The following is a 21,826-nucleotide window of genomic DNA, read 5'->3' as shown; positions in this document are numbered from 1 at the left end:
GAAATATCTTACTTGCTTGTAAGACATTGGCGCTTCGTGTCGTGAATGGGTTGCCCTTTAGACTAATGCCGTTACCCTGATTGTTTCTCATTTTTGAGTCTCGGTCCAAGGAGCGGCGCGATGGCAGATGGCACTGGCCTACAATTCACCTTAAAGCTACCCGGCGTTGATGATGCTGCCGTCATCGATTTTGCCTACCGAGAAGCGCTTTCTCAACCGTTTGAGCTGGGGCTAAATTTTGCCAGTCGCGATAGCCGCTTAAGCGCAACCGAATTACTTGACCAACCCGCCACACTCACTATCTGGCAAGATAGCAAGCCGCTACGCTACGTAAACGGCATGATCAGCGAGTTTATTCTAGCCGACCGTGGCCACCGGCGCACATTCTACTCTGTCAGGCTTAGTCCTTCGCTATGGCGCCTTTCGCTACGCCAGAACTCACGTATTTTTCAAAAAGTGGACCCACTCTCCATCATCAATACCCTGTGTAGTGAACGGGGCATTAATGACGTGGTTTTTAACGTGATCCGCGAGCCATTAGAGCGTGAGTACTGCGTACAGTACCGCGAAACAGACCTCGCTTTTATCGAGCGCCTGGCGGCGGAAGAAGGGCTGTTTTACTACCATACCTTTGAAGAAGGCGCCCATCAGCTGGTATTTGCCGACGACCCGCGCCTGCTTGGCCACGTAGGGCAGCGTACCTACCACAGCCGCGCCGGAGGCACCGCGCCGATTCGCCATGTGCGAAAGCTTCGCCAGACCGCTCGCGTAGCGGCGGCTTCCGCCACGTTGAAAGATTACACCTTCAAGAACCCGGCCTATGCCCAGTTGCACGAACACGTGGGCCGCGACGTTGAACAGCACGGCCAGCGCAGCGACTACGAACATTTCGATTACCCTGGCCGCTATAAAGAAGACGCCTCTGGTAAGCCGTTTACGCGCATACGTGTAGAACATCTGCGCCGTGAAGCGCTCACTGCCCAGGCAGAAAGCGACCTGCCGGAACTCGCGCCGGGGCTGCGTTTCACTCTGACCGACCACGATACCGAAAGCCTTAACCGCGACTGGCAGCCCGTCGAGATCCTTCACCACGGCGAACAGCCCCAGGCGCTTGAAGAGGATAGCGTCGGCCATTTCGACGCGAACGGCATGACGCGATATTTCAATCAGGTCACGCTCATTCCTGGCGACATACCCTGGCGAGCAACGCCCAACCCCAAACCGCGCGTGGATGGCCCCCAGGTTGCCTTCGTGGTGGGGCCGGAATGTGAAGAGATTCACTGCGACGAGCACGGCCGGGTGAAGGTGCAGTTCCCCTGGGACCGCTACGCCGATCCGGATGAAACCGCCAGCTGCTGGGTGCGGGTAGCCCAGGACTGGGCGGGCGGTGGCTACGGGGCCATGGCCATTCCCCGCATCGGCCACGAAGTGATCGTATCGTTTCTGGAAGGTGACCCGGACCAGCCGCTGGTGACCGGGCGCACCTATCACGCCGTCAACCAGCCGCCGTATGCGCTGCCGGAACACAAGACCCGCACAGTCATCCGCACCCAGAGCCATAAGGCCGAAGGCTTCAACGAGCTGCGCTTTGAAGACGAGGCGGGTGAAGAGCAGATCTGGCTCCACGCCCAGAAGGACCTGGACCTGCTGACGCTTAATGACCGTGTTGAGGAGATCCAGCGCGATAGCCACCTCAAGGTCCACAACGACCGCATCAGCGAAATCGATAACGACGATCATAAAACGGTGCACGGCAAGCGCCATACGCATATCAAAAACAATGACCACCACATCGTCGACACCACCCAGCACCAGAAACTCGGCCAGGCCCATCTGGTCGAAGCCGGGCAGGAAGTGCACCACAAGGCGGGCATGAAAGTAGTCATCGAAGCCGGTGCCGAGATCACCCTGAAAGTCGGCGGCACTTTCATGAAACTTGACGCCAGCGGGGTCACCATTGTGGGGCCTCAGGTCAAGATCAACGCGGGGGGTAGTCCAGGAAACGGGACGGGGCAAGCGGCGCAGCCTCCTAAACTTCCGCCGGTGTTGGAGGGCAAGGATCATGACCGGGTGGCGGCGGTGGCGCATTCACCGGTGTTGACCCCGATTCATCATGCCGCGCAGCTCAAGGCCCTGCTGAAGGCCCCCGCCTACTGCGATATTTGTGAAGCACCCAGCGATCAACAAGGGGAACGCTAAATGCGGACTTTCTCTACCGCGACGCACGCACTGATCGATGGCGTGCGGTATCCCGATGCCCTGAAACGCTTGTATCGCCGTGACGATGTCGAAGAGATCGAGCCGCTTTACCTCGCTACCCGCTGGAGTGATCTGGCCGAGCATGGCCCCATTGTGGTCAAACTCAAGCGACAAGGTTTGCTCAGTGAAGCCAATGATAGTCAAGACAACACGCTGTATCGGGCTCTCTCGTTTATCAATAGCCAAGCGGATACAGGGCAGCTTAGCCGCCATTTTCGCCGATTTATTACCTTCAAAGGCGCGGCTGGCCAGGAGCAACTGCTGCGTTTTGCTGATCCGCTGGTCACGCGCTTATGGTTGGAAAGTTACGCCGGGGCGCTGCTCCCTTCCCTGATGGGGCCGATCACTACCTGGTGGGTCGCCCACTGGTCCCCCAATTGGCGCGAGCAACGAACGTTCTCATGGCAGGCGTTTCAACGGAGCGACGATTCGTCTTCGGGAAATGCCCGTGTAGTCTCCAACAGCGCCCAGGCGCCCGATTTTCTACCCATGGCACACGCGCAATACGACGCATTGGAGGCAGTCGCTCACTGGCAGCTGAAAGAACGCCTGACCGACTACTTCAATGAACATGCACGTACCGCCTGGCACGCCCTGCCTGCTCAGTACCGGGGGCAGTGGCTGGATGCACGATTGGCACAGGCCAAGGCCTGGGGCGCCAATACGCACCGCCAGCTGGCTATCTGGGTAGACCTCAGCTTGCACTGGGGGAATGACTTTAGTACCGCCAGTGATGGGCTTTACCACCGCTGGCGAGAGCACGCCGCTGGCGGCACCCATCTCTCGGCGCAAGAGCAGCTGTATGCCATGGATCGTTGGAGCCGCACGCCCGCCGCGGATAGTGTTCCCTCTACTTCCCATCACACCGCCGCGACCCAAACACCACCTATCAATAATGAGGCCGCCCATGGCTAACACGGATGCTCAGGCGCAATCGCGCGATGCCGCCTTTGATGAAACGCCCATGGGAGGCGGTGTCTGCCCGCTGTTACTCGACATCGATATTTTTCCCGTACGTTATGCCATTGATGAAGCGCCTGCCGAGGCAGGCGCGCCCGCGCCTCACCCGATTGCCGAAGAGTGGCAGGGCCCGGGTTATCCCGAGATCGACACCCGTGATTACACGCTACGGCAGTTGCGGGATGGCTGGCTGTACGTCTGGGTAAGCGAGGAAGGGGAGACACGTATTGATGAGTACCTCATAGAGGGCGCCACATTCAATGGTGATCCCCATCTCACCTATTCTACTGGCATCTCTATCGCCATGGCGTACTCTTCCGTGAAGTGGACCGAGCGCATTCGCGAATATGTGCTGGAGAACGCGGATGTTCGCCAACGCATCATGCGCTCCATCAATTTAAATGCGGCGGTCAATGCAACCGGTAACAGCACATCATTCTCCGCCCATGCCGGCCCGATCGCGCAGCTTGGCGAGCATGTGGCGGACATTACCCCCGATGGCGCGGTGGATGGGTTTACCAGTACGACGGTCTCGACCGTGGAAAGGGAGGAGACTGTCTCGGATAGCCCGTCTGTTAACGGGGATGAAAGCGTATATCGTCATATGGAAGTCAAACCCGAGATTACGGAGCACAGCGTTCTCGCTGGTATCGCTAACCACGATGAATCCATTTTCGTAGCACTCGATGATGACTTGGGAATTGTCAATGACCTGCACATGGCGCTAGCCGGGCGCGAGATGGAGTTGGAAGCGTTTCTGGATGAGCATGGGCATAAGCTACAGATTGCATCCGTTTTACAAACGCTTTGTGATTATCTGGATGACGACAATATTCCAGACGATGTCCGAGATGATCCCGCTAAAACAGCTCGGGCACGACAACTCACTGAAGATTTGAAGCAGGTTTTATCCGGTGAGACTTATAGTACAGACAGCCGTGAGCAGCGAGTCATAGACATTTATGATGAGTTAGAAGCATTAGGTATTGAACCGCCTGATCCTGATGTTTTGAACGCTACAAGCCTCTTGCGTGATGACGTGCATTATGAAGAAGCCATTGACTATATCCATCGTCATCAGCCACAGCTAGAGCGTTTGCAAACTCATATCGAAAACAGCCTGGCCGACCTGACTATCTGGTTGGAACGTTTGCCCTTGTCTGCTCAAGAACTCTGTTTCGATACGGTTGATGCCAACCAGAACCAAGCCATTCATGAATGCGGTTGTATGGCAATGGAAGCTGTTGGGGCAACGCAGACCGGCCGGGCGTGGCTGAACACGACATACCAGGCACGTGATTCGTTAATTGGCTTCGCAATGGGTAATTTTGATCCTGCTCTGACTGATGCCCTTGAAACCATAGCACAACACTTTATTGAGCAGGGCACTGAAGATGGAGAGCCCGCCGACAATGGAGTTAGCGCTTCGAGCGTGGCGGAACGCACCGAGGCGTTCCGCGGTATTCTCAAGTATGAACAGGTGCAAAATCATGCCATCTACAAAGCCTTGGCGCCGCATGTACGAGAGGCTTTTGATACCTTACGCGAAGGGGTAAGAGGGCCTACGCAAAAAGTGTGGGAAAGTATTTCTTATCACTTTCTAGCGTCCTTGGGTGCCGGCGGGCAGGTGTCGTTAGAAAAAACAGCTAAAGCACTATGGCATCCTGTTATGGTCGTTCTTACTCACCCGGATTTAGCCTCATCAAGACTGGTGCTCGATCTTGAGTACGAGATCAAACTTCGTGAATGGTATGACACCTCTTGGCGGATAACTGCACAGATTAATGACGCAAACAAACAAAAAAATACCAATCGAGCTAATCGATTAGAGCAACAACGCCACGTGCATGCCTTCGAAAAACCTAACCGCGTCGCTGCTGCAGACAATTCCCTCGATCTTGATAAGTCTGGCAATCAGGTTCGCGCGAATAATCTTGCAACTGTTGGCTTATACGAACAGCGTACAATCGAGCGTTTAAGATTCACGGATGGTGCAAACGCGGCTCGACGTTATATGGCCGGTTTCATTGAGCGGATGGGGGGAGGAATGCCGCTTTTGATTGCCGGATTGAACCTCTATAACTTCAAGGAAGCGGCACGTACCGCCAATGTAGAGGGTGTCGATGCCGCGGAAGCGAGGAACCTGGTGGCTAACGCTGGTTTTGCCGCTGGCGCCACCATGAGCCTATGGGTCATGCCGTTTTGGAGCAAGCATGCTACACGGCAATTTTTGCTTTCAGAGAGTATGACTGCAGTAGCACAGGCTGGTATTACAAAATGGCTAGGCGAGGGGAACAATCAAGCGGCACGCCTCGCGGGCAAATTGGCCACGCGAGTAGCGGGCTTGTCAGCTATCGGGGCTATCTCCGCGGGGTTGGATACGTGGAGTAGCTATAGTGATTATGGAGAGGCTACCAGTACTAGTGAGCGCGTAGCACTTGGATTTAAAATGGCTGCAAGCGGTGCTATGACCGTTACAGCCACTGCTCAAATTGTTGGTGCCACTGCGGCTAGATCGTATGCTTTCGCATGGATATTGGGCGGATGGGTTTCTGGTATTCTGTTTGCGGCAGGGGTCATACACCTTGTCGCCTCGCATTTTGCTGCCCGTTTTCACCGAGAAGGGGTTCGCTTATGGCTCTATACCAGTATTTGGGGAAGAGGAGAATATAAATGGGATGAGTCTGATGAGGGCCAGAATAACGAATGGCGCGCTTTGATGGAAACGCTGCTACGACCTTCTGTCAAATTGACGCAAGTAAGCCGTACGACATTTGATCTGTCTCATGCGTCTAATAACAGTCCAGGCGAGATGAGTACTACTTATTATGGCTACTGGTTACAAATCTCCTTCCCTGCTTCTTTAGCAGGGGATACCGTCAGCATCTCTGAGATCGGCCGAGATGGATTTTGGGCGCCTGGCGATAGCTTCAAGCGCAGTCCTCATCAAGCAGGCGAACAGGGAGCCGTGCTCACTACCGGCTCAGAATATAACACGGAAGATGTGCGAGTGTGGCAGGCCTGGATACCGGCCAGTGAACAAGAAAAAAGTGAGTCTTTTACCCTTACGGTAGAGTACAGCGAGACGCTGCTCTCACCCGGAGAAGACCGCTTACGTTTTACCTTTTACAAGCCTGACGCTTCCGCAGGCAAAAAAGAGATCGAACCCAATGGTGAAGAAACTCGGGGTATCCGCGCGCCTACCCGCTTTGCCCTGACGGTTCCCCTAACCCCAGAAGAGTAAGGATACTGATATGTGGTTTATTCAGCCCAAGCAGGACTTCATTGCCGAAATGCCCTGGAGGTATACGAATGAAAATGCCGTAATGAGTTGGCAGATTAAAGCCCGTAATTATAACACTTCTGGCATGAATTTTATTTTAATTCCAATGGTGCTGGTTAGTCTTGGAACGGGTTTTTTTGGTTTCAATATTGGTTCTATTGGTAGTGAAGGACTTTTACTCCCGCTATTGCTAGGAGCAGTGTTTTTTTTGTTTACAATATCACTTTCCCTATTTATTACTCATTATACGACCATCTTTGTCTATCGTTTTACTGAAACGTTAGTGGAGGTGCATTCGTGGGAGCCGCGGGAGGTATCGGGCAAGGCATTCCTGAAGTGGTCCGCGATTATTTTGCTACCTGTAGTGGGCGTACTGGCATTGTTTGAGCCAGCCTTGATAATTGCAGGTATCGGACCTTTGGGAATGGGGCTCATGGCTCTGCAAGCGGGATCGCAGCAGGCAAAGCAGGATAATATTAAGCATCATTCGTTTTATTGGCCAGACACCAACAAAATCTATCTTTATCCTGGAAGAGACATCATCGGTTTGAATGTCCCTTGGTATAACCCTGAACAGGGTAAAATGATACCTACGAGTATTAGGCAAGTTTATTATAAGGAGGGCGAGCGAGAATCTGTATTAAACTTCTTTAAAACCCGATTGCCAGATGTTGAGGTGGTAGAAGAGAAGTTTCATCTGTGGTGATGCTGATTTGGCTGCCGATGCAACACGAACCTACCCTACCGGCCGTGCCGTTTTTGAAAACTACTTCATGAAGTCGCTGCAGCATTTTGGGCAATGTTTTAGAAGCAGCAGGGCCAGCGTTGGCACTCTTATGGTTTTACCGTCCCAAGTGACGCAGGTAATGAGCTACCGATAACCGAGGCTCAACGATACCTGGTTCATGGCCGCGTTGAATGGGGTATCAGTCAGCGTCAGATCGGCTGAAATATGGGCGTTCAACAGCACAGTTAGCCGTAAGCTTTGCTGCCATTCGACCGGGTAGTGATCCCAAGTAGCCGCAGGCGTGCAGTGATCACTGCCGTGGCCGGCTGGCTGTGGTAGGAGTGTATCCTTGAACCGATTCAGTGACCCGAAACGCTGCTCTCACCAGGCGAAGACCGCTTACGTTTCACCTTTTACAAGCCTGACACTTCCGCAGGCAAAAAAGAGATCGAACCCAATGGTGAGGTAAATCGGGGTATCCGCGCGCCTACCCGCTTTGCCCTGACGGTTCCCCTAACACCAGAAGAGTAAGGATACTGATATGTGGTTTATTCAGCCCAAGCAGGACTTCATTGCCGAAATGCCCTGGAGGTATACGAATGAAGTGGCTGTAATGAGTTGGCAGATAAAAGCAAGAAACTACGATACTTCAACAGCTAACATAGAACTAATTGCAATGGTACTGGTTAGTCTTGGAATGGGGGGGGCGGCTTATTTGTTTTCCCATCCTGAAGTTCCAATGTTAATTTCACTATCTTTCTCCATGATCATACCTTTAGTTTTCATACCACTTTCTCTAAGTATTACCCACTATACAACCATCTTTGTCTATCAGTTTTACTGAAACGATAGTGGAGATACATTCGTGGGAGCCGCGGGAGTTATCGGGCAAGGCATTCCTGAAGTGGGCCGCCATTATTTTGCTACCTGTAGTGGGCGTACTGGCGTTGTTTGAGCCAGCCTTGATAATTGCAGGTATCGGCCCCTTGGGAATGGGACTCATGGCTCTGCAGGCGGGATCGCAACAGGCAAAGCAGGATAGTAGTAATCATCGTTCGTTTTATTGGCCAGACACCAATAAAATCTATCTTTATCCTAAACGAGATGTTATTGGATTGAATATCCCATGGTATGACTCTGATGAGGGTAAAATAATGCCTAAAGGTATTATGAGGGTCTATTGCAAAAAGGGCGAGCGAGAAGAAGTTTTAAACTTCTTTAAAGCCAAATTGCCAGATGTTGAAGTAGTAGAAGAGAAGTTTCATTTGCGGTGATGCTGATTTGGTTGCTGATGCAACACGAACCTACCCTGCCGGCCGTGCCGTTTTTGAAAACTACTTCATGGAGTCGCTGCAGCATTTTGGACAATGTATTAGAAGCAGCAGGGCCAGCGTTGGCACTCTTATGGTTTTACCGTCCCAAGTGACGCAGGCAATGAGCTACCGATAACCGAGGCTCAACGTTTGGTAATCCGGTAATCCCCTCGACAGAAACTGGCCGCTGTGGCCTGAGCTCTACTTTTGAAGCCCTTTAAAATGAGGGGATTACCGGAGGACTCTCTGCGTGATTTTACTCAGGACGTACTGACTCATTCAGCGGTAGGCGTTTTAGGTGATGGCGCGGTCACCTATCATTTTCCACCGGAAGCTATGCAGGATCTTTTTACGCCTAGTGGTTCACACGGAATTGAATGAAGAGTCTTCCACCCAGGTGTATGAGCTTTACAAGCGCGGTTGGTCGCTACCAGGTGAATGGAGAGAAATAAATGAGCTCACAGATGACTCCTTCAGCGTTAGGACACCGGGTAGTTGGCCTGGCATGCCCCTTGAGCCTTGGACCACAGAGTAAGGACGCTCTATGTTGAAAAGCAATGCACCCAAAAGCTTCTCCCCCATGCGCGCTGGTGAACGAGAAAGCCGCGCAGGCGGCGTTCTGTACTGCCTAAGCCCACTACCACTTCCCTCCGATGGTGAGCACGCGCTGGATGTGGCCCAACTGGATGTGAACCATGATGATGTCATTATGGATCTTCGCCAAGGTGCTAGTCCGGAAGGTTTGATAACAGCTGGGTATACGTTGACATGTGGTTTTGTATTCATGTCTTGTATATTTCTATTTCTACTTTTAATTGACGCTATAAAAGGCTATTGGTATTTGGAGTCCCTTATAATATGTATTGTTGGACTGTACGCCATCTTTCTTTTTGCGTTCAATCCGGCAATTCCCTTCGTGAATACTCTTCTTAAACGTACCCCCCCATACGCCTGAATCGCCAGCGCCGAGAAGTGGCGTTTGTCGTGGCGCCCCCTGGCCGCTTCTGGCTGCCTGATCCTGAGAGTCTCTGGTTTATGGGGTTGGTGCTTATGGGGGCATCATTTGTCTCCGGGCCAATTGCCATTTTTGATACTAGTCAGTGGTTAATTGGAGCAGAGGAATGCTTTCCCATTGGGATCGTACTATTCCACATTATTGCCATGGCGCTTTTTTATGTTTACCCCACTATTTATGATTTCATCTCACGCCTGTGTAAACGCGAACGCCGCACTGTATTGGCCCCCTGGGAGGATATTGTCGCGGTGGCGGGTTTATACCCGACGTTGACGCCGAATGCCATTACCGGTTTTGGCTGGAGCTTTGCGCTCCTGGCCCCCGACCCGGAGCGGCCCGGCTACTCTTTGCCCGGGGCAGGGATTATTGGCAGTGTAGGTGGCCTGCCGGGGGCACTGGCCCAGTGGGAGTATATCCGCACCTTTATGGAGGTAGGCCCGAAAGCTATTACGCCCACGACAAGGGAATGGGGGCTTGAGTGGTACGATGCTTACGTGGCCCACGAAAAGGCCGAGTGCGAGCGCACCAACGACCCCGCCCGCTGGCGTCGTTTCCGGCGCAAACGCTTATGGGAACATGCCCGCTTTGCTCACTGGTACACCGAGTACCGCATGAAGAATATCCTACCCAAAGCTGTGCCAAAAGACTGGCTTGCCGAGTGGTCGAAGCCTTTACCCGAATCCCAATGGGCCAAGCCTTCGGCGGCGCTTAACGAACTTAGCGAGCACCTGCGCGCGGCTTACCAGCGCGGCGAAGCGTTTATTGACATGGGTGATATCGAAAAACGTTTTGGCGTGGCAGCGCCTGCCGCCAGTCAACAGGCTTATCCCTCGTTTCCGTTTAGACGCGGTAGTTCACGATAAATGTTTAACACCAACCCCAAAGACGCTCTGCCGCCCATGCGTGCGGGTGAGCGGGAAAGCCGCGCAGGGGGCGAGCAATACTGTTTAAGCCCCCTGCCACTGCCTACGGACAGCGAAGGCTTGGCCGATGTAGCGCATATCGATGTACACCACGATGGTGTCACAATGGATATTCGCCAGGGCGCTAGCCCCGACAGCATGATGACGGCAGGACATATGTTAAGCGTCGGGACTGTGTTTATGAACGGCTTTTTTTTAGTGGTGTTTTGTATGGCAATGATAAAAAACACGGCTTACAGCCAGGTATTAGCATTCTGGGGCGGGGGGCTGTATTTCGGTTTTTTATTTGTATTTATTTTAGGCATTATTTGGATCAATACATTACTCAAACGCATCCCTCCTATTCGCCTAAACCGCCAGCGCCGTGAAGTTGCTTTTGTAGTAGAACCCCCAAGTCGCTTCTGGCTTCCCGCGCCTCAAAATCTGTGGTTAACGTCTGCGGCGGGTGTAGCTGCAGCGGCACCAGGAGGAATGGGGGTCATTGAAATTGGCGAATGGCTGCGCGGTACCCGGGAGAGTTTCCCTGTGGGTTTAACGCTACTACATATCGGCGCCCTGGCCTTTTTCTACGTTTACCCGCCGATTTATGACGCCCTCTGTCGGCTATTCAAACGCGAGCGGCGCACGGTGTTGGTGCCCTGGGAAGATGTGGTCGCAGTGTGTGGCTTCAATCCTAACCTGGGACCTGGGGCGGTCACCGGCTTTGGCTGGAATTTTGCGCTGCTGCCGCCGGAGCCGGAGCGCCCTGGTTACACCCTTCCGGGTGCAGGTATTATGGTTGGCGTGGGTGGCTTGCCGGGAGCACTGACCCAGTGGGAGTATATTCGCCGCTTTATGGAAGAGGGCGCTGATGCCATTACCCCCTCAGCCAGAGAGTGGGGCGTCGAGTGGTACAACGCCTATGTGGCCCGTGAAAAAGCCGAGTGTGAACGCACCAACGACCCCGCCCGCTGGCGTCGTTTCCGGCGCAAACGCTTATGGGAGCATGCCCGCTTTGCTCACTGGTACACCGAATACCGCATGAAGCATATCCTACCCAAAGCTGTGCCAAAAGACTGGCTGGCCGAGTGGTCGAATCCTTTACCCGAATCCCAATGGGCCAAGCCCTCGCTAGCGCTTACTGAACTGAGGGGAGCACTCCGTGCGGCTTACCAGCGCGGTGAAAAGTTTGTTGAAATGGGCGATGTCGAAAAACGTTTCAGCATTAATTCTATTAAGTTCAGGCAAACCCCTTACCCTTCGTTTCCATTTAAATAGGAGTGGGGCGTTCTATGCGACTTTGCACGATAGGTGCATGGCGAGCGAGGCAGACATTTAGAAAATTCAACATGACTAGATGCAGTGAGAAAGTAAGCTACTGGGTAATCGCTTAGCGTCTACGGTAGCGTGGTGTTGATGGATATACTTGAGTAGTAATTCTTACCGGTTACCTGGCCACGCCACGTTTAGAGATATACGTTCGCAAAGCCTTCCTCTGGAAGCCTGGTTGTGCAATTGGCTATTCCAAAGAGGCAAGATAACATGCTGGTATTATCAAACGCTCTATAAGGAAGAAGCTATGTCGATGCATGAATTTGAAGACCTAGTGGAAATGTCAGTCCATAGTCTTGATCAAGCTGGCGAGCATAGCAGCGAGGATTTGCGTGATCTGTTTTACAATCTTTACCAATTTCAAGCGTCATGGGATACCAGTTTCACGCATTTTCGAGTGATCGATACTCTCCTGGAACATAAGTTTGTGTATCAGTTTGAGATATCTCAGCATCCTGATTACGCGGAGCACGAGACGTTTTTTAATGGAATCAGTGATTTTTCTTTCATAAATTTAAAGCCACAAGAAGAGTGGCACGAGCAGTCCAATCCAACGGCTGGTTATATCAAGCCTCCTTATTTATTTTTTGATGCTGGTTCACCTCTTTGGCAGCAGTTTGTGGAACAAGGTGATCTTATAGGCAGTGATGCGTTGCCCCCCAAAACGATAGATACTGTAGATATGGTTAAAGAAGTGATTTTTTCCGCTAAATCTAATGACGATCATGAATTGATCAGTCTCTGGTACACGGCGTTAGGTTTACATGTTGGGTTATTTTCTTCAGAGGAGGAGCAGATTAGTATTAAGGAAAGCTCAAGTATCAGCAATATTAGAGATATAGTACTGGAAACGAACGCTTTAGAGATTGATGCTGGCTACGGTTTTTTAGCACAGCCTACGCCTGAACTGGTTGAGGAAGATGCTTTTTTAACCTGGTGGTTTCAAGTAGGCGAATAATATTTTCAGTTGGGCAACATTAAACTATGCAAAGCATACCTTATTTGTACCCATTGATTATATTTTCGCTTGGTATTGAGTGATTTCGGCTAGGCTGCAAGAAATGATCCGCTACCAACCGGTCAGGGCGATCGTTTTTTAAATGTTGTGTTTTGTACGGTAAGGAACCCGTCAAATTGACCGGGTCACGACAACTTGCTAGTTTACGCGCTCTTTCAGGTGTCGGCGGCCAAAGCCGCTGGTGAAACGGGAAGTTGGTGCCCAATCCAACGCTGCCCCCGCAACGGTGATCAAGTTAAGAGCCCTCGTTACCACTGTGCAATATAAACGCATGGGAAGGTGAGTGCTTGGAAGCGTCAGTGTGCTTCGCTTGTCAGCCCGGAGACCGGCCTGAGAGAGAGGGCTATATAAGCCGAACATGCCAGGACGCGGTGGGCGCTCTCAAGGCGATTAGTGAATTCCTGCTATTCCCTTGTGGTGCCTGCGCTTGGCGATTATAAAAACCACGCTGTGCGGGTTGGCACAGTGCGCAAGGTACCTCCTCATGCCTAACTATCTTCCTGTTTCTGCCGCGCTTGCTGCGTTGGTTGTATCTCCCGTGGTCGTTGCTCAGAGTGACGCGACCAGCGCTCAAGCTGATTCGCAAAGCATTCTTAATCCGTTGGTGGTTACTGCCGCGCTGGCACCACGTACGGCAAATGAAAGCCTTTCCTCGGTTACCGTATTGGATGAAGCCACGCTGCGCCGCCAAGACCCGGTGAGTATTACCGATCTGTTTCGTGGCCAGCCCGGTGTGGATGTAAGCTCTAACGGCAGCTTTGGAAAAAACAGCAGCGTGTATATTCGCGGTACTGGAAGCGGCCAAAACGTGCTGTTGATTGACGGTATTCGTTTACGTTCAGCCACCAGCGGCGGGGCGGCCTGGTCGTATCTTGACCCGCGTATGTTTGAGCGCGCTGAAATCGTGCGCGGCCCACGGGGTAGCCTGTACGGTGCCGATGCGATTGGCGGGGTAGTGCAGTTATTTACGCCCCAAGCAAGCGAAGAGGGGCCGCAGCCGAGGCTTTCGATAGGCGGTGGTTCGTTCGATACTCAGCGCGTAAGCGCGGGAATCAGCGGTCGTGAAGGCGGTACCCGCTACAGCTTTGCGGGCAGCCACTTGACTACCGATGGCCAGCCGGTTCGTCGCGATGGCGAAGATAAAGGCTACGACAATACCTCTGCGTTGGCGCGGGTTTCGCATACGTTTGAAAATGGCGCTAAGGTGGGTGCCCTTGCGCTACGCGCTCGGGGTAATAACGAATACGATGGCGGTGAAAACGACTTTGTTCAACAAGTAGCCGGTATTTATGGCGAGTTGCCGATCACAAGCGACTGGCACAGCCGCCTCACGCTGAGTGAATCCCGCGATGAGAGCGATGATTTTTCAAGCTTTGGCGACTCGGTATTCAACACCAAGATTAGCACTGCGCGCTGGGAAAATATCGTTACCGCGGGGGCTCACGAGCTGATCGCAGGCGCTGAATACAGTGAGGACAAGATAGACAGTACCATTGAATATGATGAAACCAGCCGCAGTAATAAAGCCGTATTCACCCAGGCGCTGCTGGATTTTTCACCGCTAACGCTGCAAGCCAGCTTACGCTTTGATGATAATGAAGCTTATGGCGATGAAGTCACCGGCAGCTTGGCAGCCGGTTACGCGCTGGATAGCAACCACACCCTGCGGGCCAGCTATGGCACGGCGTTCAACGCGCCGACGTATAACCAGCTTTACTACCCAGGGTTTGGTAATCCGGACCTTGAGTCTGAAACCTCTGAAACCGCTGAAGTGGGTGTTCGTGGCCAATATGCGCAGTGGTTTTGGGATGCCGCTCTCTATCAAACGGATATTGATAACCTTATTGCGGGGCAGGGCGTTCAGTCTAACGTACCTTCGTCACGGATTCGGGGGGCAGAGCTTGCCAGTGGCGTTGAGCTAAATGATTGGATACTGGCTGCCGCGTTGACCTACACCGATCCTGAGAACCGCTTAACAGGCAATCGGCTGCAGAATCGCGCTACGCAAAGCGTACGTCTGGATATCGACCGCGAATTAGGCGAGTGGTCGCTGGGCGGTTCGTGGGTCGCCCAAAACCACCGCTATCGTGATGCACAAAACCAGGATCGGCTAAGTGGTTATGGGCTGGTCAATCTGCGCGCCGGCTGGCAGTTTGCTCCATTGTGGAGTGCTCGCCTTACATTAGAGAACGTTATGGGCCAGGATTACGTGACCACACGCTCCTTTGACGGCGCGGACTATTTAAATGCGGGACGGGCAGGTTTTCTGAGTGTTCATTTTGGTCAATAAAGTGCATAAATTGGCGCGAGCGGCGCTGGCCCTCGTGCTAGTAATGCCGGTGGGTATGGCGCAAGCGAATCACCACGCGCGCTGCGTGGTGGATGATCGCGACCGCGAAGTCTGCCTGTACAATCCTGCCCGGCGCATCGCCACGCTGTCGCCGGGCGCCACCGAGCTTACCTACGCCGCCGGTGCGGGTGAGCAGGTGGTGGCGGTGGTCTCCTATAGCGATTATCCGCCCGAGGCAAAGCAGGTTGCCTCAGTGGGCAGCCATACCCGTATTGATCTTGAGGCGTTGATAAGCCTTGCGCCTGACCTGGTCGTTGGCTGGGTCACGGGCAATCCAGCCGAGCAGTTGGAAACGCTGGAAGCGTTAGGCCTATCGGTTTTTTATATTGAGCCCCGCACAATTGAGGGCGTGGCCAGCACGATTGAGCGCATAGCGCGATTGGCCGGTACCGAAGCCGCCGGGCAGCGTGTCGCTGATGGTTTTCGGCGCCAGATGGTAGCGCTTGAAAATCAATATGAACACCGTGAGCCGGTCAGTACGTTTTACCAGGTGTGGGACGAGCCGCTTATGAGCGTTAATGACCAGCATCTTATTGGTCAGGTCATTCAGCTGTGCGGCGGGTTTAACGTGGTGGGAGAACAGTCACGTTTAGTACCACGCCTTGATGATGAGGCCGTGCTGGCAGCCAATCCTGAAGCTATCGTGGCTGGTGGGATGGGTGAAGAGAACCGTCACTGGCTGACCCACTGGGAGCAGTATCCGTACCTTACGGCGGTGATCAATAACCATCTGTTCTTTGTACCGCCTTCGCTTATTCAGCGCCCGACGCCGCGCATGGTACAAGGTGCCAAGATTCTGTGTGACCAGCTGGATAGCGTTCGCCGAATGCGTGGGGCGAGGTAATGAGGAAAGTAGCGCAAGGCAGCCTAAGTGCGCCCTTGGGAGTGCTTGTCCTTGCCGCGCTAATCGCTTTGCTGTTTGCCGTGAGTATTGGCAGCGCCTCCCTCTCAGTTGCTCAACTGTGGGCAGTTGCCCAGGGGCAGGGCGAGCTTTTAGCCAGCACGCTGGTCTGGGAGCTGCGTTTGCCTCGAGCGCTTTCGGCGTTTGCTGTGGGTGGCTTGCTGGCGGTAGCCGGAGCGCTGATGCAAGTACTGCTGCGCAACCCTTTGGCTGATCCTTACGTGCTGGGGCTTTCTGGCGGAGCCTCTATTGGCGCGCTGGCAGCCATGCTGGTGGGTCTGGGCGGGTTCCTGGTATCGGGGGCGGCATTTGTTGGCGCGCTGTTTTCAACGCTGTTGGTGTTTGGTTTGGCGCATGGCCGCGGCGGCTGGAGCCCTGCAAGGCTGCTGTTAACCGGGGTGGTAGTCGCTTCAGGTTGGGGGGCTGTGATTACGTTGATGCTGGCGATGAGCCCTGCCGAGCGTCTGCCGGGCATGCTGTATTGGCTGATGGGCGATCTTTCCTATGCGCGTACCCCCTGGCCGCCGCTTTTACTGCTGCTGGCAGTATGCCTGCTGCTGGTACCTTTGGGGCGAAGTCTCAACGTGCTGGCCCGTGGCGCACCCCAGGCTGCTGCACTGGGGGTTAACGTGCGCCCGCTGGAGTGGGGTATCTACATTCTTGCCAGCCTGCTGACGGCAGCGGCGGTCACCACCGCAGGCAGCATCGGGTTTGTGGGTCTTGTGGTGCCCCATATGCTGCGTTTGCTATTAGGCAACGATCAGCGGCTTATTCTACCCGCCTGCGCGCTGGCGGGCGGCACGCTGCTGGTGTTGGCCGATACCTTAGCGCGCACCATGATTGCCCCTGAACAGCTGCCGGTTGGGGTGATTACCGCGCTTTTGGGCGTGCCCACGTTTTTGTTTCTGCTCCACCGGAGCCGCTAATGAGCATATTGACCACTCAGCAGTTGGTGATCGATGTGCCTAATCGCCCAGGCGGAACACCGCTGAATTTAACCATTCAACCAGGGCAAGTATGGGGCGTACTAGGGCCCAACGGGGCGGGTAAAACTACACTTCTGCACACTCTGGCGGGGTTACGAGCGCCGCGCTCCGGGAGCGTTCATCTCAACGAAGCACCGCTTGCCAGCCTACGTCGCCGCCAGGTCGCGCAAACGTTAGGGGTCGTGTTTCAGGAGCGAATGGATAGCTTTCCGGCTACGGTGATGGAAACGGCGCTGATTGGCCGCCATCCGTTTCTTTCCGCTTGGCAGCGGGAAAGTGGCGCTGACTACACCCTTGCAGAGCAGGCGTTGGCCCGCCTGGATATCGCTTCCTTACGCGAGCGGCTGGTCAATACGCTTTCCGGGGGCGAGCGCCAGCGCGTTGCTCTGGCCACGGTGCTTACTCAAGCTCCCGCTATCTGGCTTGCCGATGAGCCGACCAATCACTTGGATCTTCATCACCAAAGTGCCGTCATGGCGTTAATGGCCGAGCAGGCGGCAAGCGGCAAAAGTGTGGTGATGTGCCTGCATGATCTTAATTTAGCCGCCCGCTGGTGCGACCAGATACTGCTTCTGTACCCTGATGGGGAAGCCAAGTGGGGCCCACAAGAAAGGCTGCTAACCGCCGGTACGCTCGAAGCGCTCTACCGTCAGCGGCTCATGGTCGTTGAGGTCAATGGTGCGCCGGTATTTGTACCGATATAGAGGACACAGCGCTGTCGCTAAACGCGTGAGGGGGAGTAACGGTTGGCAGAAAAATATCTTTACTGAACAGCGGCCATTAAGCGTCATAAATAGACCTGGTGATCTACACTAAAAGTGGGTTTGGGCCTTGATGATTGACCCCACTGATCATCACCTGATCTCAAGTCTGATCCCAGCAGCTGGTCCCAGGTGCTGGTTTCAAGTGCTATGCCTTTGCATTAGCGGGAGGTCGTTATGATCCACCATGTTTGGGGGCTCCTCCATCATCCTGACGTAGAGTGGCATAAAATCAGTGACGAGCATGAATCCGTCAGCCATCTCTATGCCCACCATGTGCTTATTCTGGCGGCTATACCTGTGGTCTGTGCGCTAATCGGCACGACCCGTCTGGGTTGGACCTATGGCGGTATCGATACCTATAAAGTCTCTATTACCAATGGCCTGGCGCTAGGTGTTGCGTTCTATGCGCTGATGTTAGTGGCCGTTGGTTTGGTCGGCAATGTGATTTACTGGCTAGCCCGCAAGCTGGAGAGCCGTCCTAGCCGCCGCGACTGTATTATTTTCGCGGGATACATTGCCACGCCGATGTTTCTGAGCGGTGTTTTTGCGCTTTATCCGGTTTTCTGGTTTTGCATGTTGGGCATAGTGATTGGCCTACTTTACAGCGCTTACCTGCTCTACAAGGGAACGCCCAGTTTCCTGGGTATCAGCCATAAGCGTGGCTTTATCATGTCAACCGCGACGCTATGCATCGGCGTGCTGGTATTAGAAGTGCTGCTTGCGATCGTTGTGCTGCTATGGAGCATGGGATCTGAACACAGCGTGGTGTGGCGGTTCTTACGATAGCAAAATAGATAGCAAGATAGATGGCCCCGGAGGTGCAGTCAGCAGCACTACGCACGAGGCATATTGCCAAGCGCGTAGTCCTCATGCACTGATCAGGAATCTTACAGGGAATCCTTTTCTGAGATAGTGAGGCGAGATAGTGAGATGAGAAAGTAAGACAAGAAAGTAAGACGTGTTGATTTACTACTCCAGCTCAGCTCGCCAAGAGTGACGCGGTTCGAAACCCACCAGGCGCCGCGCTTTGTCGATACTGTAGAACGTCTCATATTCTCCCATTGCGTGCTGTACAGGTACGCCAGGATAGAAGCGCTCAATCACCTGGGCATTGGTAAGCCCTACCGATAGATCCTCATTGGCGACGTTAAACACCTCGTAACCCAAGCCATCCGTTTTCAGACAGCAGTCGACCATCTGACCCAAGTCGCGGGCATCAATATAGGCGAAGATGTTGCGTCGGCGCAGCGCCGGGTTATCCATATACGCCGGGAAGTTTTGGCGGTACTCGTGAGGCTCGATCACGTTATTGATACGCAGGGCGTAAATGTCGATGCCTGAGCGCGCTTGAAACGAACGCGCGGTTACTTCGTTGACTACCTTGCTCATGGCGTAGCTGTCTTGCGGCACAGTGGGGTGCTCTTCATCGATAGGCAGGTAGTCTGGCAGCTTCTCGCCATCGGCAAAGCAGATGCCGTAGGTGGTTTCGCTGGAGGCAAAGATTATCTTGGGGATGCCCAGCCGGGTGGCAGCATCCAGAATATGGTAGGTGCTTAGCGTATTGATACGGTAGGTTTCGTTATCCGGGCGGTGCAGAATGGCGGGGATAGCGGCAAAGTGAACGATGGCATCGTAGCGTGGCATTCCAGTGCCCGGCTCCAGCTCATCGAAAGTGGCGTAAGCTTGGCACGCATTGAACACTTGGCCCGCGTCGGTCAAGTCTACCTTCAGCGTGGTGATGCCCGGCACATCGGACGCTACCCAGTCCAGATTGGTGATGCTGTGACCCTGGTCGCGCAAATACGCGGTCGCATGACGGCCAGCCTTGCCACTACCACCGGTAAACAAAATACGCATGTGGAGTTCCCGTTTATTGTAAGAGTTCGTTACAAGAACCCACACCTTAGCAAAGAAAGCGTTATACCGCCGAAAAGCGTTTAAACCGCGCTTCTAAAACGCATGATCCGTTTGCCGTCAATGGGATCATCCAGCACGTGGGCATACACACCGAACGTCTCTTGTAAGCGCTCGGTAGTCAGCACGTCATGTGGCTGGCCGCTGGCGATCAGGCGTCCACCGTCCATCACGCCAATACGGTCGCACTCCATGGCCTGATTCAGATCGTGCAGGGAAATTACCACGGTGATGGGCAGCTGCCTGACCAGCTCAAGAATCGACAGCTGGTGGCGAATATCCAGGTGGTTGGTGGGCTCATCCAGCAGGAGGATTTTGGGCTGCTGGGCAAGCGCCCGGGCAATATGCACGCGCTGGCGCTCGCCGCCGGAAAGCGTGTGCCAGAGCCGGTCCGCCATATGCGCCATATCTACATCGCTCAGCGCCTGATCCACAATGGCGTCATCCTGAGCTGACCACGGGCGCAGCGCCGAAAGGAACGGCGTTCGGCCCAGCCCCACGACCTGGCGCACGTGGATCCTGTCGGTGGTTTCCGCCTGTTGCTCAACCAGCGCGATGGATTGCGCGATATGCCGCTGGCGCATTTTGGCAATCGACCGGTCGTTTATATGTACGCGGCCTGTTTTAGGTTTATTCAAACCTGCCAGCAGGCGTAATAGCGTAGTTTTACCGGAGCCGTTCGGGCCAATCAGGCCGAAGGTCTGGCCGGGCGCTACATCAAGACAAACGTCTTCTAACAGCGTGCGCCCATGTACGCTCCACCCCAGCTGTTGTGCAGTTAATTTCATCGGTTCCTCGTGCCGCGCACAAGAATCAACGCAAAGGCCGGCGCGCCAATCAACGAGGTAATCACCCCAATCGGCAGTACCTGGCCGGGCACCAGAATGCGCGAAAGAATATCTGAGCCAATCAAAAACACGGCGCCAGCAAGTGCCGAAGCGGGCACCAAACGAGTATGTTGGGTACCCACGATAAAACGCATGGCATGGGGAATTACCAAGCCAACAAAACCAATAGCGCCGACCATCGATACCATAATGGCTGTGACCAGCGCCACCGCGATAATTAATAACCCGCGGGTCGGGCGAACGGCGATGCCCATGGAAGCCGCGCTGTCGGCGCCAAAGGTAAAGGCATCCAATGCGCGGCGGTGCCAAAGGCAAATCAACAGGCCGCCCAAGGCCGCTGGGAGAGCAATCATCACATCAGCCCAGCGCACGCCGGAAAGATTGCCCAGTAGCCAGAACATAATGCCGCGCGCCTGCTCGGCACTGGCCGACTTGGTAATGATGAAGGCGGTGAGCGCATTAAACAGCTGAGAACCTGCAATACCCGCCAGAATGATGGCCCCGGCCGCCTGAGTACTGCGCCCACCGCCGGTCCCGCTGCTGGCCGCATGGGCAAGCAGTACTACCAAACCAAATGCAAGTCCCGCTCCGGCAAATGCTCCGGCAGATAAGGTGAAAGCCCCCGCGCCAAGGCCCGCCACCGTAACGGCTACGGCACCGGTTGAGGCGCCGGCCGAAATACCCATCAAGTAGGGGTCAGCCAAGGGGTTGCGCAGTAACGCCTGGAGCACAACTCCGGCCAGCGCCAGCGCGGTGCCGCAGCACGCCGCAACGATGGCGCGGCTTAGCCGGTAGTTCCAGATAATCCCAGCATCGATACGATCAACGGCGTAGTTAGCACCCAGAAGATGATTAGCCAATACCTTGAGAATCGTATCCACGGGAATCGCCGTTTCACCAATCGCCGTACCGGCAAGCAGCGCGATCAGCAGCACCAAGGGCGCAAGCCAAAGCCAGTGCGCCTGAGTGCGAGCCATCGGGGCGCTTTGCATGGCAATGGCTTTCATTGTGTGAAAGGCGTATTAAATAGGGCGGGGGCGAACTTCATGAGATGGTGTTCCGGGTACCGATGGACATAAAGCTCGACAGACTGCCGAAGACGAGAGGATAAAACACTAAAAAACCTTTGATATTGACGACTTGCTGAAGTGGCGAGGTGGCTTCCACCTGACGCCATCCTCTATAATGCGCGGTTATTGTAGCCACTTTCACGGGGTTTGGCTCTATCGTTATTCTCGTGTCAGGGATGAATAA

At 54.1% G+C, this 21,826-nt stretch carries 18 protein-coding genes and 1 riboswitch; of the genes, 15 read left to right on the top strand and 3 right to left on the bottom strand.

Annotated elements, in window-relative coordinates; all coding sequences use genetic code 11:
• Positions 1–120 precede the first annotated feature (120 nt).
• From D467_RS0110140 to D467_RS19165, 15 genes are all read left to right on the top strand, one after another.
• Entirely contained in the window at positions 121–2,199 is a 2,079-nt protein-coding gene (locus D467_RS0110140; protein ID WP_018917408.1) for a type VI secretion system Vgr family protein, read from the top strand.
• Positions 2,200–3,174: a DUF4123 domain-containing protein gene (locus D467_RS0110135; RefSeq protein WP_018917407.1), complete on the top strand. Its 975-nt coding sequence runs from the start codon at positions 2,200–2,202 to the stop codon at positions 3,172–3,174. It abuts the gene before it with no gap.
• Positions 3,167–6,463, top strand: a complete 3,297-nt coding sequence (locus tag D467_RS0110130; RefSeq protein WP_018917406.1) for a T6SS effector BTH_I2691 family protein — start codon at positions 3,167–3,169, stop codon at positions 6,461–6,463. Before D467_RS0110135 ends, D467_RS0110130 begins: the two co-directional genes overlap by 8 nt.
• Before the next feature lie 10 nt (positions 6,464–6,473).
• Positions 6,474–7,208: a hypothetical protein gene (locus D467_RS19180; RefSeq protein ID WP_018917405.1), complete on the top strand. Its 735-nt coding sequence runs from the start codon at positions 6,474–6,476 to the stop codon at positions 7,206–7,208.
• Between the two features lie 562 nt (positions 7,209–7,770).
• A complete protein-coding gene (locus tag D467_RS19560; protein ID WP_020610680.1) occupies positions 7,771–8,073 on the top strand; it encodes a hypothetical protein in 303 nt (100 codons plus the stop codon).
• A 7-nt stretch (positions 8,074–8,080) separates the two neighbouring features.
• Positions 8,081–8,503 carry a hypothetical protein gene (locus tag D467_RS19555; RefSeq protein ID WP_020610679.1) on the top strand — a complete coding sequence of 141 codons (423 nt, stop codon included), beginning with the start codon at positions 8,081–8,083 and terminating at the stop codon, positions 8,501–8,503.
• Positions 8,504–9,086: 583 nt separating this feature from the next.
• Positions 9,087–9,497 (top strand): hypothetical protein, encoded by a 411-nt coding sequence (locus D467_RS20005; RefSeq protein ID WP_018917404.1) that lies wholly within the window; start codon positions 9,087–9,089, stop codon positions 9,495–9,497.
• 29 nt (positions 9,498–9,526) lie between these two features.
• Entirely contained in the window at positions 9,527–10,420 is an 894-nt protein-coding gene (locus tag D467_RS20000) for a hypothetical protein (protein WP_244147821.1), read from the top strand.
• Positions 10,421–11,737, top strand: a complete 1,317-nt coding sequence (locus D467_RS20080; protein WP_018917402.1) for a hypothetical protein — start codon at positions 10,421–10,423, stop codon at positions 11,735–11,737.
• 301 nt (positions 11,738–12,038) lie between these two features.
• Positions 12,039–12,749, top strand: a complete 711-nt coding sequence (locus D467_RS0110105) for a hypothetical protein (protein WP_018917401.1) — start codon at positions 12,039–12,041, stop codon at positions 12,747–12,749.
• A gap of 200 nt (positions 12,750–12,949) precedes the next feature.
• Positions 12,950–13,157, top strand: a riboswitch (cobalamin riboswitch).
• A gap of 136 nt (positions 13,158–13,293) precedes the next feature.
• Positions 13,294–15,099 (top strand): TonB-dependent receptor domain-containing protein, encoded by a 1,806-nt coding sequence (locus D467_RS0110100; protein WP_018917400.1) that lies wholly within the window; start codon positions 13,294–13,296, stop codon positions 15,097–15,099.
• On the top strand, positions 15,080–16,003 hold the full coding sequence (locus D467_RS0110095) for a cobalamin-binding protein (protein ID WP_018917399.1): 924 nt from the start codon (positions 15,080–15,082) through the stop codon (positions 16,001–16,003). The genes D467_RS0110100 and D467_RS0110095 overlap by 20 nt, the downstream gene beginning before the upstream one ends.
• Positions 16,003–16,986, top strand: coding sequence for a FecCD family ABC transporter permease (locus D467_RS0110090; RefSeq protein WP_018917398.1), 984 nt, complete (start codon positions 16,003–16,005; stop codon positions 16,984–16,986). The genes D467_RS0110095 and D467_RS0110090 overlap by 1 nt, the downstream gene beginning before the upstream one ends.
• Entirely contained in the window at positions 16,986–17,750 is a 765-nt protein-coding gene (locus tag D467_RS0110085) for an ABC transporter ATP-binding protein (RefSeq protein ID WP_018917397.1), read from the top strand. The genes D467_RS0110090 and D467_RS0110085 overlap by 1 nt, the downstream gene beginning before the upstream one ends.
• A 234-nt stretch (positions 17,751–17,984) precedes the next feature.
• The gene (locus D467_RS19165) at positions 17,985–18,596 is read left to right on the top strand and encodes a Yip1 family protein (protein ID WP_018917396.1); all 612 of its coding nucleotides are present in this window, start codon (positions 17,985–17,987) and stop codon (positions 18,594–18,596) included.
• 183 nt (positions 18,597–18,779) lie between these two features.
• On the opposite strand, the gene D467_RS0110075 is transcribed toward D467_RS19165, so the two are convergent.
• The 3 genes from D467_RS0110075 to D467_RS0110065 form a co-directional block, all read right to left on the bottom strand.
• On the bottom strand, positions 18,780–19,667 hold the full coding sequence (locus D467_RS0110075) for an NAD-dependent epimerase/dehydratase family protein (protein ID WP_018917395.1): 888 nt from the start codon (positions 19,665–19,667) through the stop codon (positions 18,780–18,782).
• Positions 19,668–19,747: 80 nt separating this feature from the next.
• Positions 19,748–20,512, bottom strand: a complete 765-nt coding sequence (locus tag D467_RS0110070; protein ID WP_018917394.1) for an ABC transporter ATP-binding protein — start codon at positions 20,510–20,512, stop codon at positions 19,748–19,750.
• Positions 20,509–21,564, bottom strand: coding sequence for a FecCD family ABC transporter permease (locus D467_RS0110065; protein ID WP_018917393.1), 1,056 nt, complete (start codon positions 21,562–21,564; stop codon positions 20,509–20,511). Before D467_RS0110065 ends, D467_RS0110070 begins: the two co-directional genes overlap by 4 nt.
• Between the last annotated feature and the right edge of the window lie 262 nt (positions 21,565–21,826).

Source organism: Vreelandella zhanjiangensis DSM 21076 (assembly GCF_000377665.1).
GTDB classification, from domain to species: Bacteria; Pseudomonadota; Gammaproteobacteria; order Pseudomonadales; family Halomonadaceae; genus Vreelandella; species Vreelandella zhanjiangensis.
The sequence above is the reverse complement of the archived record's forward strand: the minus strand, read 5'-3'. Positions and strand labels throughout refer to the sequence as shown.